Genomic DNA, 14272 nt, shown 5'->3' with positions numbered 1-14272 from the left:
GGGTCAGGCTGGTGGTGTCAGCTGGTGAGCTCGCCGGACTTGACCGCGGCCCAGGCGCCGTTCTTGTACGCGTAGACGGTGAGCTGCTTGTTGGTGGTGTCACCGAACTCGTCGAAGGAGACCTTGCCGGTCACGCCGTCGAAGTCGACCTTGCCGACGGCCTCGGCGACCTTGGCGCGGGCGTCGCTCGGGAGCTTGCCGTCGTTGGCCTCGGCGACGGCCTTGACTGCCTCGATGATCGACCAGGCGGCGTCGTAGGAGTAACCGCCGTACGCCTCGAAGGGCTCCTTGTAGCCGGCCTTCTCGTAGTTCGCCACGAACTCCTTGGCGGACGGCAGGGTGTCGATCGGCGCACCGACGGAGGTGGCGAGGTCGCCCACGCCTTCGGCGCCGGAGAGCTTGATGTACTCGGCGCTGTAGATGCCGTCGCCGCCGACGAGCGGGATCTTGGCGCCGGCCTTCTTGATCTGCTTGCTGAGCGGGCCGGCCGCGGGGTATTCGCCGCCGTAGTAGACGACGTCGGCGCCGGAGCTCTTGACCTTGGTGGCGACCGAGGAGAAGTCCTTGGTCTCGGGGTCGATGTGCTCGGTGCCGGCGATGGTGCCGCCGAGCTTCTCGAATTCGGCCTTGAAGGTGCCGGCGAGGCCGGCGCCGTAGGTCTTCTTGTCGTCGATGACGAAGACCTTCTTCTTCTTGGCGTCGTTGAAGAGGTACTGCGCCGCGAAGGGACCCTGGACGGCGTCGGTGGTCGCGGTGCGGAAGTAGGAGGCGAACGGGCGGGCCTTGGTGCCGCCGTTCCAGTCCTGGCCCTGGGTGAGGGAGGGCGAGGTGTTGGCGGGGGAGACCTGGACGAGCTTGGCGTCGGCGAGGACCTTCTGCATGGACTCGCCGACGGACGAGTTCAGGGGGCCGACGACGCCGAGGACGTCCTTGTTGGCGACCAGCTTGCTGGCGTTCTGCTGTCCGGAGGACGGCTGGGCCTGGTCGTCGAGGGCTTCGACCTTGAAGGTGACGCCTTCGACGAACTTCTTGGCGTTGGCCTGCTTGACGGCGAGGTCGGCGGAGTTCTTGATGCCGAGGCCGAGGGCGGAGAGGTCACCGGTCAGCGGGGCGTCGATGCCGATGACCACGGTCTGGGTGCCACCGTCGCCGCCGCTGCTGTTGTTGCTGTCGTCGCGCGAACCGCAGGCGGTGAGGGTGAGTGCTCCGGTGGTGAGCACGGCAGTGAGTATGAGCAAAGAACGGTGTCGCACGAAAAGTCCTTTCCCTGGCGCGGCCTCCTCTGCTTGAGGTGCCGTGTCGGTCGCCGGGCCGTGCTGGGGTGGTGCGAGGGGCTGTGCGGCAGACGTGCCCGGCGGCGCGGTGACTGGCGGTGACTCTAAGCGCAGCTGGGGGCGTCCGGGACGGGTCGGCGACGGATGTGACGCTCTTGTTATGCCGTTGAGCAAGGCTTGAGGTTCCTGGGTGTGGATGTGTGGCTTTGGCACGGAGTGCGGAATGACCACATGCTGAGAACGCGCAGCTCTGCTAAGGGGCTTGGGGTGATCTTGGTGCTGACGCGGGGCGGGGGCGGCATCGGGCGTGCCGGAGTGCCCCGGGGCCCCGGGCCGGGGTGGGCGACTGGTTTTCACATTTCGCACTTGTTACGCAGTGTTACAACGGCGAAGGTGCGTTCGAGTTCACTGAGGCCAATGTGGCTGCTGAGTGGCTCATGGAACGTCGTTCGCCGTCAAGGGTGTTGACCGAGGGTGGTGATCAACGCCGTTGGGATTGGTGGGGATATGGCGCTGCCCGGCCGGAATGCGGGGGCGATTCCGGCCGGGCAGTGGGGTTCTTGCGGCGGTGGTACGGGGTGACGCGGCGTGCTTCTGAGGAGCTGGGTCAGCCGGCGTCGGTGTGGGGGGCGTCGCGGAGGAGGCAGGTGAGGCGGGCGGTGCAGACCCGCTTGTCCTGTTCGTCGGTGATGACGATCTCGTACGTGGCGGTCGAGCGCCCCCGGTGTACGGGGGTGGCGACGCCGGTGACGAGGCCGCTGCGCGCGCCGCGGTGGTGGGTGCAGTTGAGGTCGACGCCGACGGCGATCTTGTTCGCGCCGCCGTGGAGCATGGAACCGATGGAGCCGAGGGTCTCGGCGAGGACGGCGGAGGCGCCGCCGTGCAGGAGGCCGTAGGGCTGGGTGTTGCCTTCGACGGGCATGGTGCCGACGACGCGGTCGGCGGCGGCCTCGACGATGGTCACGCCCATGCGCTCGCCGAGGTGGCCGGCGGAGAAGAGGGCGGGCAGGTCGATGCCGAGTGCCGCGTACTCGTCGATGACTTCCTTGGGGAAGAGGGGTGCGGTGTGCTCGCCCATGGGTCCGGCTCCGATCGTCTGCGCTGGTTCATTGCTGTGTGCACTGTTCTTACCAGACGGCTGAGCGAACGCTTAGGGAGTGGCGGTTTTCAGTCGGTGGCCTCGGTGCTCTCGAAGCGGATGACGACGGACTTGCTGGCCGGGGTGTTGCTGGTGTCGGCGGTGGAGTCCAGCGGGACCAGGACGTTGGTCTCCGGGTAGTAGGCGGCGGCGCAGCCTCGGGCGGTGGGGTAGTGGACGACGCGGAAGCCTTTCGCGCGGCGCTCGACGCCGTCCTTCCACTCGCTGACGAGGTCGGTGTAGGAGCCGTCGGTGAGGCCGAGCGCGGCGGCGTCGTCGGGGTTGACCATGACGATGCGGCGGCCGCCTCTGATGCCGCGGTAGCGGTCGTTCAGGCCGTAGATGGTGGTGTTGTACTGGTCGTGCGAGCGCAGGGTCTGCAACAGGAGCCTGCCTTCGGGGAGTTCGGGGAACTCGACGGGCGCGGCGGTGAAGTTGGCGCGGCCGGTGGCGGTGGGGAAGCGGCGTTCGTCCCGGGGGGCGTGAGGGAGGGTGAAGCCGCCGGGATGGGCGATGCGGGTGTTGAAGTCCTCGAAGCCGGCGACGACGCGTGAGATGCGGTCGCGGATGGTGGCGTAGTCGCGCTCGAACTCCTCCCACGGCGTACGGGAGTTGGCGCCGAGGGCCGCGCGGGCGAGGCGGGCCACGATGGCGGGCTCGGAGAGGAGGTGGGGGCTCGCGGGCGTGAGGTTGCCTCGGGAGGCGTGGACCATGCCCATGGAGTCCTCGACGGTGACGAACTGCTTGCCGCCCGCCTGGACGTCCTTGTCGGTGCGGCCGAGCGTCGGCAGGATCAGCGCGCGGGTGCCGGTGACGGCGTGTGAGCGGTTGAGCTTGGTCGACACGTGGACGGTCAGGCGCGCGCGGCGCATCGCGGCCTCGGTGACGGCGGTGTCGGGTGTGGCCGCGACGAAGTTGCCGCCCATCGCGAAGAAGACCTTCGCCTCGCCGTCGCGCAGAGCCTGGATGGCGCGCACCACGTCGTAGCCGTGGTGGCGCGGCGAGGTGATGCCGAACTCCTGGTCCAGGGCGTCGAGGAAGGCCGGTGCGGGCCGTTCGAAGATGCCCATGGTGCGGTCGCCCTGGACGTTGGAGTGGCCGCGCACCGGGCAGACGCCGGCGCCGGGGCGGCCGATGTTGCCGCGCAGGAGGAGGAAGTTGACGACTTCGCGGATGGTGGGCACGGAGTGCTTGTGCTGGGTGAGGCCCATGGCCCAGCAGACGATGGTGCGCTCCGAGGTGAGGACCATGGCGAGGGCCTGCTCGATCTCGGCGCGGGTGAGGCCGGTGGCCCTCAGGGTCTCGTCCCAGTCGGCGGCTTCGGCGGCTTCGGCGAACTCCTCGTAACCGTGGGTGTGTTCGGTGACGAACGCGGTGTCGACGGCGCCTTCGGCGGCGAGGATCAGCTTGTTGAGGAGGCGGAAGAGGGCCTGGTCGCCGCCGATGCGGATCTGCAGGAAGAGGTCGTTGAGCGGCGTGCCCTTGAGCATGCCGTGCGGCGTCTGCGGGTTCTTGAACCGCTCCATACCGGCCTCGGGCAGCGGGTTCACCGAGATGATCTTCGCGCCCGCGCGCTTGGCCTTCTCCAGGGCCGAAAGCATCCGGGGATGGTTGGTGCCGGGGTTCTGTCCGGCGACGATGATCAGGTCGGCCTGGTGGATGTCCTCCAGGGAGACGCTGCCCTTGCCGATGCCGATGGTCTCGTTGAGCGCCGAGCCGGAGGACTCGTGGCACATGTTGGAGCAGTCGGGGAGGTTGTTGGTGCCGAACTCGCGGGCGAAGAGCTGGAGGAGGAAGGCGGCCTCGTTGCTCGTCCGTCCGGAGGTGTAGAAGAGGGCCTCGTCGGGTGAGCCGAGTGCGGTCAGCTCCTCGGCGATGATCGCGAAGGCGCGCTCCCAGGTGATCGCCTCGTACCGGTCGGCGCCTTCGGGCAGGTACACCGGCTCGGTGATCCGGCCCTGCTGGCCGAGCCAGTAACCGCTGCGTTCGGCGAGGTCGGCGACCGGGTGCGCGGCGAAGAAGCCGGGCGTGACGCGGCGCAGCGTGGCTTCCTCGGCGACGGCCTTCGCGCCGTTCTCGCAGAATTCGGCGGTGTGCCGTTTGTCGCCTTCGGGCCAGGCGCAGCCGGGACAGTCGAAGCCGTCCTTCTGGTTGACCTTGAGGAGGGTCTGCGCGGTGCGGCGCACGCCCATCTGCTGCCTCGCGATGCGCAGGGAGTGGGCGACGGCGGGCAGTCCGGCGGCGGCGTGCGGTGCCGGTTCGACCTGCGGGGCGTCCTGGACCGGGTCACCGGTCGGCGGCTTGCTGGCCATGATGCTGCTCCCCTTCGAGCGCTTCTTCGGCGGTCGTGTGTCCTCTCCATCGATCCTGTCACGGTCGGGCAAGGCCGTGCCGGTCCGGATTGTCAGTGGGCCGTGGCAGGATCGGGGGCGTGGCTGAGACGGCATCGAAGAAGACGGCAGACAACCGACCGCGCCTGCTCCTCATGGACGGGCACTCCCTGGCGTACCGGGCGTTCTTCGCCCTGCCCGCGGAGAATTTCACGACGGCGGTGGGGCAGCCGACGAACGCCGTGTACGGCTTCATGTCGATGCTGGCGAACACCCTGCGTGACGAGGCTCCTACGCACTTCGCGGTCGCGTTCGACGTGTCCCGCAAGACCTGGCGGGCCCAGGAGTTCCCGGAGTACAAGGCGAACCGCTCCAAGACCCCCGACGAGTTCAAGGGCCAGGTCGAGCTGATCGGCGAGCTGCTGGACGCGATGCACGCGGACCGGTTCGCGGTGGACGGCTTCGAGGCGGACGACGTCATCGCGACGCTGGCGACCCAGGCCGAGGCGGCCGGGTTCGAGGTGCTGATCGTCACCGGCGACCGGGACTCCTTCCAGCTGATCACGGAGAACGTGACCGTGCTGTACCCGACCAAGGGCGTCTCCGAGCTGACCCGGTTCACTCCGGAGAAGGTTTTCGAGAAGTACGGACTCACTCCGCGGCAGTATCCGGACTTCGCCGCCCTGCGCGGCGACCCGTCGGACAACCTTCCGAGCATCCCCAAGGTCGGTGAGAAGACGGCCGCGAAGTGGATCAACCAGTTCGGCACGTTCGACGAGCTGATCGCGCGGGCCGACGAGGTCAAGGGCGTGGCCGGGCAGAACCTCCGGGACCACCTGGACGCGGTGAAGATGAACCGGGTCCTGACCGAGATGGTCCGGGACGTGGAGCTGCCGAAGTCCCCGGCCGAGCTGGAGCGCGCTCCGTACGACCGCTCGGCGGTCACCGGCATCCTGGACATACTGGAGATCCGCAACCCGAGCCTGCGCGAGCGCCTCCTCGCCGTCGACCCGGGCGCCGCGGAGGCCGAGCCGCCCGCGCCCGCCGCCGGGATCGAGCTGGACGGGGCCGTCCTCGGCTCCGGTGAGGTCGGCCCGTGGCTGGAGGCGCACGGCGCGCAGCCGCTCGGCGTGATGACGGTCGACACCTGGTCGCTCGGTGCCGGTACGGTCACCGAGGTCGCGCTCGCCGCCGCCGACGGGGCCGCCGCCTGGCTGGACCCGGCGCAGCTGGAGGAGGCCGACGAGCGGGCGTTCGCCGCCTGGGTCGCCGACCCGCAGCGGACGAAGGTCCTGCACAACGCGAAGAACGTGATGCGGGTCTTCCCGGAGATGGGCTGGCAGCTCGAAGGCGTCACCATGGACACCGCGCTCGCCGCGTATCTGGTGAAGCCGGGCCGCCGCTCCTTCGCGCTGGACGCGCTGGCCGTGGAGTATCTGGGCCGCGAGCTGGCCCCGGCCGCCGCCTCCGACGGGCAGCTGGCCTTCGGCGCGGACGACCGGGCCGAGGCGGACGCGCTGATGGCGCAGGCCCGTGCCGTGCTGGACCTCGGCGAGGCGTTCACGACCCGGCTGAAGGAGGTCAACGCCACCGAGCTGCTCCATGACATGGAGCTGCCGACCTCGATCCTCCTGGCCCGCCTGGAGCGCCACGGCATCGCGGCGGACCGGGCCCATCTGGAGTCCATGGAGCAGCAGTTCGCCGGGACCGTGCAGCAGGCGGTGAAGGAGGCGCACGCGGCGGTGGGCCGCGAGTTCAACCTCGGTTCGCCCAAGCAGCTCCAGGAGATCCTCTTCGGCGAGCTGGGCCTGCCGAAGACGAAGAAGACCAAGACCGGATACACCACGGACGCGGACGCGCTGGCCTGGCTGGCCGCGCAGACCGAGCACGAGCTGCCGGTCCTCATGCTGCGCCACCGCGAGCAGGCCAAGCTCCGGGTCACGGTCGAGGGCCTGATCAAGACGATCGCCGCCGACGGCCGCATCCACACCACGTTCAACCAGACGGTCGCGGCGACCGGCCGCCTCTCCTCCACCGACCCCAACCTGCAGAACATCCCGGTCCGCACCGACGAGGGCCGCGCCATCCGCCGCGGCTTCGTCGTCGGCGAGGGCTTCGAGACGCTCATGACGGCGGACTACAGCCAGATCGAGCTCCGGGTCATGGCGCACCTCTCCGAGGACGCCGGTCTCATCGAGGCGTTCACCTCCGGCGAGGACCTCCACACCACGGTCGCCTCGCAGGTCTTCGGCGTGGAGAAGGACGCCGTCGACCCGGAGATGCGCCGCAAGATCAAGGCCATGTCGTACGGACTGGCCTACGGCCTCTCCGCGTTCGGCCTCTCCCAGCAGCTGAACATCGACCCGGCCGAGGCGCGGGTGCTGATGGACACCTACTTCGAGCGGTTCGGCGGCGTACGGGACTATCTCCACCGGGTCGTCGAGGAGGCGCGGGCCACCGGCTACACGGAGACGATCCTCGGCCGCCGCCGCTACCTCCCCGACCTCAACAGCGACAACCGCCAGCGCCGCGAGGCCGCCGAGCGGATGGCGCTCAACGCCCCGATCCAGGGCACGGCGGCGGACATCGTGAAGGTGGCGATGCTCCGGGTGGACAAGGCGCTGCGGGAGGCGGAGCTGACCTCGCGGATGCTGCTCCAGGTCCACGACGAAATCGTGCTGGAGATCGCCAAGGGCGAGCGGAAGCAGGTGGAGGAGATCCTGCGCCGCGAGATGGCGGGCGCGGTCGAGCTGCGCGCCCCGCTGGACGTCTCGGTCGGCGTCGGCAAGGACTGGGAGTCGGCGGCACACTGACCGACGAAGAAGGGCCCGGAACCGGGACGCGGTTCCGGGCCCTTCGGCGTCCCGCTACGCCCGGTCGGCGGCGGACTCCTCCGTACGGGATCCGTCCGCCAGGGACGGTACGGTTACGGCTTCCAGGCTCTCCGCCGGCCGTCGGCGCCCGCGCAGCAGCCGCATCCACACCCCGTACAGCAGCAGTCCGCACGCCAGCCCCGCGCCGGCACCGAAGCAGGCGGTCGGGATGATGTCGAGCGGGTTCTCGATGCGCCCGAAGTGGGCGTAGAAGCGCACGCACCGGTGGACGATCCCGGCCACCATGCAGCCGGCGAGCAGCCCGAGCGCACCCCACCGCTCGCCACGGCCGAGCTCCGGCAGCGCCTCCGGCACCGGTGTCGCGACCGTGCGCCGCAGCGCGGTGAGCACGAACCAGCCGAGCACCACCAGCGCCAGGGCCGAACTGCCGTACTGCGCGAACTGGTAGAGCGGGAAGCCGCCGACGCTCCGGTTCAGGAACGGCAGCAACTCCGTGCCCCACCGGCTGTGATGCGTGAACGCGTCCCACACCACATGCGTGGCCGCGCCCAGTGCGGCCGACCGCACGAACCACATCCAGGCGGCGGGCCGAAACGTCCGCCGGTTCCACCGCTGTCCGCGTACCAGAGTGTGCACGCGGCCTCGTACGCGTACCGGAAGCAGCGCCACCATCGGCTCGCGCAGCGCCGCCCAGACCGCCACCAGCACGGCGGCGATCAGCACGTTCACCGTGACGACGCCGAGAAAGGTGTGTGTGAAGTCGCCGAACCTCATGGCCCCGGGGATCACGGTGTCCGCGAAGTAGGTGATATCGGGCGCGAACGAACCGGCGATCAACGCCGAGGGGTACAGCCGCCCGCGGGCGGTCCCGTTCCGGCGGATTACCGGGAGCACGGCGGCGGCATGGCTGAGGGTGAACGGCATGGCGGCAAGTATGCGGGAGCGTCGGAACCGCCTGCCGGGGCAGCCTCCGTTGCCCTCCCGGACACCGTGTGTGGCGGAACGTGAAAAAACCGTAAGAAGCGGTCAGGGTGCGGTGCTCGGGCGCCACATGGTGCCGTAGGGTCGCTTGAGTCTGGCGCTGGGGAGCGCGATCAGCCTTCGAGGGGGAGGGACCGGAACGTATGGCAGCGCACATTCGCCGACGGCTGCGCAAGGGGGCCACGACGACCGCGGTGGCGGCGGCCGCCGTGGCGGCGCTCGCGGCGTCCCAGGCGCCCGCGGCCCCGCTGGCCGACGGGTCCATGGGCGGCGACCAGCAGACCGCCGGCGGTGAGTCGGGCGGCCCGGAGGACGGCGCCGCCACCGGCAACTCGCCGTACTACACCGACCTTCCCCCTCTCGTCACACCCAATCGGCCCGGTTCGTCCAGTAATCTCCCGGCCGCCACCGGTAGCGCGGAGGCAGGCATTCCGGCCTCGATTCTGGCCGCGTACCAGCAGGCCGAGCGGACCGTCACGACCACCGACCCGGCCTGCCGGCTGCCCTGGCAGCTCCTCGCCGCGATCGGCAAGGTCGAGTCAGGCCAGGCCCGCGGCGGCCAGGTCGACGCGAACGGCACCACCCCGACCCCGATCCTCGGCCCGGCCCTCAACGGCCAGGGCTTCGCGCTCATCAAGGACACCGACGGCGGTGCGTACGACGGCGACGCCGTCCACGACCGCGCGGTCGGCCCGATGCAGTTCATCCCGTCCACCTGGGCCACCTGGGGCCAGGACGCGAACGGTGACGGACGCAAGGACCCCAACAACATCTACGACGCGGCGCTCGCCGCCGGCCGCTACCTCTGCGCGGGCGGCCGGAACCTCGCCGTCGCCGCCGACCTCGACCGGGCGGTGCTGAGCTACAACCAGTCGACGGAGTACCTGCGTACGGTCCGGTCCTGGTTCGCGTACTACCAGCGCGGCACGCACGAGGTACCCGACGGCAGCGGCGTCCTCCCCACCGCGCCCAGCACCCCGACGCCGAGCCCGAGCCCCGTTCCCGTCGGGACGACGAGCCCGACGCCCTCCCCGTCCCCGTCCACGCCCGGTGGTACGAACCCGAGCCCGGGCCCCACGAAGCCCGGCGGCGGCTCCACCAGCCCGACGCCGACGCCGCCCACCACGCCGCCGAAGCCGACACCGCCGCCGAGCCCGTCCCCGTCCCCGTCCCCGGCCGAGACCTTCGGCTCCCTGGAGAACGCGGGCACCGGACCCCTCCGCGCCACCGCCGGCTCCACGTTCGAGCAGCGGCTCTCCGTCCGCGCCCGCAACGCCCTCGGCGCGACGATGGCCAAGGTGCCCGTCACCTTCACCGTCACCGGGACCACCGGCACGCTCTTCGACGGCGGCAGGAAGACGGTCACGGTCGTCACCAAGGCCGACGGCACCGCCACCGCACCCGCGCTCAAGGCGGGCGAGAAGACCGGCGAGTTCACCGTCACCGCCACGGCCGGCACCACCCGGCCGCGTGCCCTGACATACGCGGCGAGCGTCACCGCCCGCCAGGCCGACACGATCGTCCGGGTCGGTGAGGAGGCGCTCGTCGCCGCGCCCGGCCAGAAGTTCGCCGACGCCGTCACCGTCAAGGCCACGCACAAGGGCGCCGCCGCGGCCGGAGTGGCCGTCACCGCCAGCATGGTCAAGGACAGCCTCGGGCTCATCGACAACGACAAGGGCCCGTACTTCAAGGACGCGGCCGGAAAGCCGCTGCGGACCCTGGAGCTCACCACGGACGCCGACGGCCTGCTCCAGCTCCCGGAGATCTTCGCCGACGAGAACCCGGGCACGTACAAGCTGCGGCTCACCACCGAAGGCGGCGGCTCGGTCGTCATCGAGCTGACCGTCCAGGCCCCGGAGGAGACGGCGCCGGAGGAGACCGAAACCCCCGCAGCCTGACCCAGGCCGCTCCCACAGATCTCACCGCTCCCACCGACAGCCCCCGCGCCCACCCGGCGCGGGGGCTGTCCGCGCTGTTCTCATCTCACGCCCCGGTTGCTACGGTGCCTCATCCCTGACGAACCATCAGATCGCCGACGTACCGTTCCGGGAGGTCGAGCATGCGTGCCCTCGTCGCCGCCGCCATCGGGCTGGCCGCAGCCTTCGCGCTCGTGTTCACCCTCTCCGCCGTCGGCTCGCCGCCCGGTGAGACCTCGCCGAAACCCCTGCTCACCACGGTCCCGGGCCCCAAGAGGTAGTACCGCAGAGGGAGAGGTCACCACCACCATGCGCCGCCGAGCCGGTCTCGTACTCCTGGCCTTCGCCGTCTTCTTCACCGCCCTGTCACCGCTGCTGCGCTGGTACGCCTTTCCTCGCCTGGCCAAGGTGCCGCCGAACCAGTACCAGGAGGTCGTGCTGGAGGCGAAGCCCGCGACCCTTCTCGACTACACGACGCTCAAGGCGAAGGAGGTCGAGAAGGTCACCGTCGTCCAGACGCTCAGAGGCAACGTGGAGGAGTCCGAGAAGATCGAGCGCAGCGCCGGACGGGACGTCGTCGTCTGGGACGCGCTCTCCTACATCGAGGGCCCCGACGGCGAAATGGTCTCCGAGATACCCGAGCGCTACATCTTCGACGCCCACACCCAGGCCCCGGTCAACGCCACCGGTGAGATGGTCGACGGCGACCCGGTCCGCCGCACCGGCATCGAGTTCAAGTGGCCCTTCCTCACCGAGAAGCGGGACTACGAGTACTTCGACGCGCAGTCCCGTACCACCGCGCCCATCCACTACCAGGGCACCCGCACCTTCCGTGGCCTGGAGGTCTACCACTTCGAGCAGACCATCCCGTGGACCAAGGTCCCGATGCCGAAGAAGATGCCCATCGAAGGCGTCACCGCCGAGCAGATCGCACAGACCGGCATCACCCGCTGGTACACCACCAAGCGCATGTTCTGGGTCGAGCCGGTCACCGGAGCGCCGGTCAACGGCGAGGAGATCCACGAGGAGGAGCTGCGGAACGCGAAGAAGATGGGCATGTCCGAGGACACCGTCACCGCGTTCTCCGGCCATGTGAAGATGCGCGAGGACTACATCGTGGACACCGTCGAGCTGGTGAAGTCCCAGCGCGTCCTGGTCCTCCTCCTCACCTCGTATCTGCCGTGGGGCTTCCTCGGCCTCGGCATCGGGCTGCTCGCGCTCGCGCTGTGGCTGGAGGCGCGGTCAAGGCGGCCGGAGGGTGCTACGACCGCTTGAGGCGTGCGGAGGTGTACCGCGTCGCCTGTACGGTCGCGGGGTCCTCCGGCCACGGATGCTTCGGGTAGCGGCCGCGCAGCTCCGCCCGTACCGCCTTGTAGCCGTCCCGCCAGAACGACGCCAGGTCGGCGGTGACGGCGGCGGGACGGCCTGCGGGGGAGAGGAGGTGGACCAGGACCGGCACGCCGGCCACCCGTGGCGTCTCGGCCAGCCCGAACAACTCCTGGAGCTTGACCGCGAGTACGGGCTGCTCGCCGCCGTACTCGACGCGGATACGGGAGCCGCTCGGCACCCCGATCCGCTCCGGCGCCAGCTCGTCCAGGCGCACCGCCTCGCCCGTCGCCCACGGCAGCAGCCGGCGCAGCGCCTGGCCCGCGTCGATCCGTCCCAGGTCAAAGCGGCGCCGGGCCCGCGACAGCTCCGGCTCCAGCCAGGCACCCGGCTCCGCCAGCAGCGCCTCGTCCGACACGTCCGGCCACGGCGCGCCCACCACCCGGTGCAGGAACGCCAGCCGCAGCCGCAGCTGCTCACTGTCCCGGCTCCACCGCAGCAACCCGAGCCCTTCCCGCCGCAGCCCCTCCACCAGGGCCCCGCGCACCAGCTCCGGATCCGGCTGCTTCAACGGCCGCACCGCCAGCTCCACCGCTCCGACCCGGTCCACCGACCGGGCCACCACCTCACCGTCGACCCAGCGCACCTCCTCGCCGCGCACCCGCAGATGCCCGGCGGCCAGCAGCGCGGTCTCCTGGTCGACCACCGCCGCCAGCCGCACCCGGGCCGAGGCCGCATGAGAGGGCCGGTCCGCGACGGCGACGGCCAGCCAGGCCGCGCTGCGCAGCCGTGAGGTCTCCCGCAGCTCCGCGCCCGTACCCGACACCATGAGGAAGGCCCCGTCGCCTCGCGCCCGCGCCACCCGCTCCGGAAAGGCCAGCGCGGCGACGAGCCCGACGACGGCGTCATCGGAGCGCTGTTCATCGGTGCCGGAGCCGCTCACCTGGGCCGACAGCCGCCGCACCTCCTGCTTCCACCGCGCCGCGTACCCGTCCTGGCCCCGGCGGGCCGTCCGCAGCGCCGCCGCCAGATCGTCCCCGTACTCCCTCGGCGGCTCCTCGCTCAGCAGCGCCACCACCTCCGCGGCCCGCCGCGCACCGGCCTCCGAGGCGCCGTCCAGCAACGCCCGCGCCAGCCGGGGATGCAGCCCGAGGCGGGACATCCGTACACCGCGCTCGGTGACCCGGCCCGTCGCATCGACCGCGCCGATCGCCTCCAGCACCTCGCGGGCGGCGGCCATGGCTCCGGCGGGCGGCGGGTCCAGCAGCGCGAGCGAGGAGGCGTCCGGGTCGCCCCAGCACGCCACCTGGAGCGCGAACGCCGCGAGGTCGGCCACCTTGATCTCCGGCGCCGGGAAGCGCGCGAGCCGCCCGTCCTCGGCCTGCTCCCAGCACCGGTACACCGCACCGGCCGCCTCCCGCCCGGCCCGGCCCGCACGCTGCCGGCCGGCCGCCTGCGAGGCCCGTACGGTGGTCAGCGCGCTCAGGCCCCGGGCATGGTCGGTACGCGGCTCCCGGGCCAGGCCCGAGTCGACGACGACCCGCACACCCGGCACCGTCAGCGACGACTCCGCCACCGAGGTCGCCAGCACCACCCGCCGTACGCCGGACGATCCGGCCAGCACCGCGTCCTGCACGGCGGCCGGCGCGCGCCCGTGCACCTGGAGCACCTCGGCACCGACCCCGGCGAGCTGCCTGGCCACCCGCGCGATCTCTCCGACACCGGGCAGGAAGCAGAGCACGTCCCCGTCCCGCTCCGCGAGGGCCCGCCGTACGGTCGCGGCCACATGCGTCAACAGCGCCGGTTCCACGTGCATCCCGTGCGGAGGCTTCACCGGCCGCGCGGTCGGCGCCCAGACCACCTCCACCGGATACGAGACCCCCTCGGCCTCGACGACCGGCGCATCGCCCAGCAGCCGGGCCCACCCTTCCGCGTCCGTCGTCGCGGAAGCCGCCACCAGCCGCAGATCGGGCCGGATCGCCTCCCGTACGTCCAAGAGGAAGGCGGCCACCGTGTCGGCGTCCAGATGGCGCTCATGGCACTCGTCGATGATCACCACGTCGACCCCGGCCAGCTCCTGGTCCCGCTGGAGCCGCTGGAGCAGCACCCCGGTGGTCACCACCTCCACCACCGTCTGCGGGCCCACCACGCGCTCGCCGCGCACCGTGAAGCCGATCCGTCCGCCCGGCCGCTCGCCCAGCAGCCACGCCATCCGCCGCGCCGCCGCCCGCGCGGCGATCCGGCGCGGCTCGGCAACCACGACCCGGCGCACCGGTCCTGCCCCGGTCAGCCCGGCCAGGACCAGCGGCACGAGGGTCGTCTTGCCGGTGCCGGGCGGGGCGCAGAGGACGGCGACGCCTCGCGCGTCGAGCGCGCGCTCCAGGGCGGGGACGGCGGTGCGGACGGGGAGGCGGTCCAGGGCTTCGGTGCGGATCACGGTCCCAGTGTCGTACGCGATAGTCCCTGGGGGAGA

9 protein-coding genes are annotated in these 14272 nt (G+C 71.2%); 4 read left to right on the top strand and 5 right to left on the bottom strand.

Features of this window, described 5'->3' with window-relative positions; genetic code table 11:
• Positions 1-17: 17 nt before the first annotated feature.
• The 3 genes from ABZ267_RS15580 to ABZ267_RS15570 form a co-directional block, all read right to left on the bottom strand.
• Entirely contained in the window at positions 18-1253 is a 1236-nt protein-coding gene (locus ABZ267_RS15580) for a branched-chain amino acid ABC transporter substrate-binding protein (RefSeq protein WP_356748685.1), read from the bottom strand.
• Between the two features lie 628 nt (positions 1254-1881).
• Complete coding sequence (locus ABZ267_RS15575) at positions 1882-2352, bottom strand: hotdog fold thioesterase (protein ID WP_356748683.1); 471 nt, start codon at positions 2350-2352, stop codon at positions 1882-1884.
• Between the two features lie 89 nt (positions 2353-2441).
• A complete protein-coding gene (locus ABZ267_RS15570; protein ID WP_356748681.1) occupies positions 2442-4724 on the bottom strand; it encodes an FdhF/YdeP family oxidoreductase in 2283 nt (760 codons plus the stop codon).
• Positions 4725-4843: 119 nt separating this feature from the next.
• On the opposite strand from ABZ267_RS15570, the gene polA reads away from it, so the two are divergent.
• A complete protein-coding gene (polA, locus tag ABZ267_RS15565) occupies positions 4844-7555 on the top strand; it encodes a DNA polymerase I (RefSeq protein WP_356748679.1) in 2712 nt (903 codons plus the stop codon).
• 54 nt (positions 7556-7609) lie between these two features.
• On the opposite strand, the gene ABZ267_RS15560 is transcribed toward polA, so the two are convergent.
• Positions 7610-8500, bottom strand: coding sequence for a DUF4184 family protein (locus tag ABZ267_RS15560; RefSeq protein WP_356748677.1), 891 nt, complete (start codon positions 8498-8500; stop codon positions 7610-7612).
• A 200-nt stretch (positions 8501-8700) separates the two neighbouring features.
• Here ABZ267_RS15560 and ABZ267_RS15555 point away from each other — a divergent pair, with 200 nt between their 5' ends.
• From ABZ267_RS15555 to ABZ267_RS15545, 3 genes are all read left to right on the top strand, one after another.
• The gene (locus ABZ267_RS15555) at positions 8701-10455 is read left to right on the top strand and encodes a lytic transglycosylase domain-containing protein (protein ID WP_356748675.1); all 1755 of its coding nucleotides are present in this window, start codon (positions 8701-8703) and stop codon (positions 10453-10455) included.
• A 161-nt stretch (positions 10456-10616) separates the two neighbouring features.
• Positions 10617-10754 carry an SPW_0924 family protein gene (locus tag ABZ267_RS15550; protein ID WP_356748673.1) on the top strand — a complete coding sequence of 46 codons (138 nt, stop codon included), beginning with the start codon at positions 10617-10619 and terminating at the stop codon, positions 10752-10754.
• A 28-nt stretch (positions 10755-10782) separates the two neighbouring features.
• A complete protein-coding gene (locus tag ABZ267_RS15545) occupies positions 10783-11748 on the top strand; it encodes a DUF3068 domain-containing protein (RefSeq protein WP_356748671.1) in 966 nt (321 codons plus the stop codon).
• Here the strand turns inward: ABZ267_RS15545 and hrpB are convergent.
• Positions 11735-14236 carry an ATP-dependent helicase HrpB gene (hrpB, locus tag ABZ267_RS15540; protein WP_356748669.1) on the bottom strand — a complete coding sequence of 834 codons (2502 nt, stop codon included), beginning with the start codon at positions 14234-14236 and terminating at the stop codon, positions 11735-11737. The two genes, ABZ267_RS15545 and hrpB, sit on opposite strands and share 14 nt — an antisense overlap.
• Positions 14237-14272 lie beyond the last annotated feature (36 nt).

Source organism: Streptomyces sp. NPDC006174 (assembly GCF_040614075.1).
Taxonomy (GTDB): domain Bacteria; phylum Actinomycetota; class Actinomycetes; order Streptomycetales; family Streptomycetaceae; genus Streptomyces.
The sequence above is the reverse complement of the archived record's forward strand: the minus strand, read 5'-3'. Positions and strand labels throughout refer to the sequence as shown.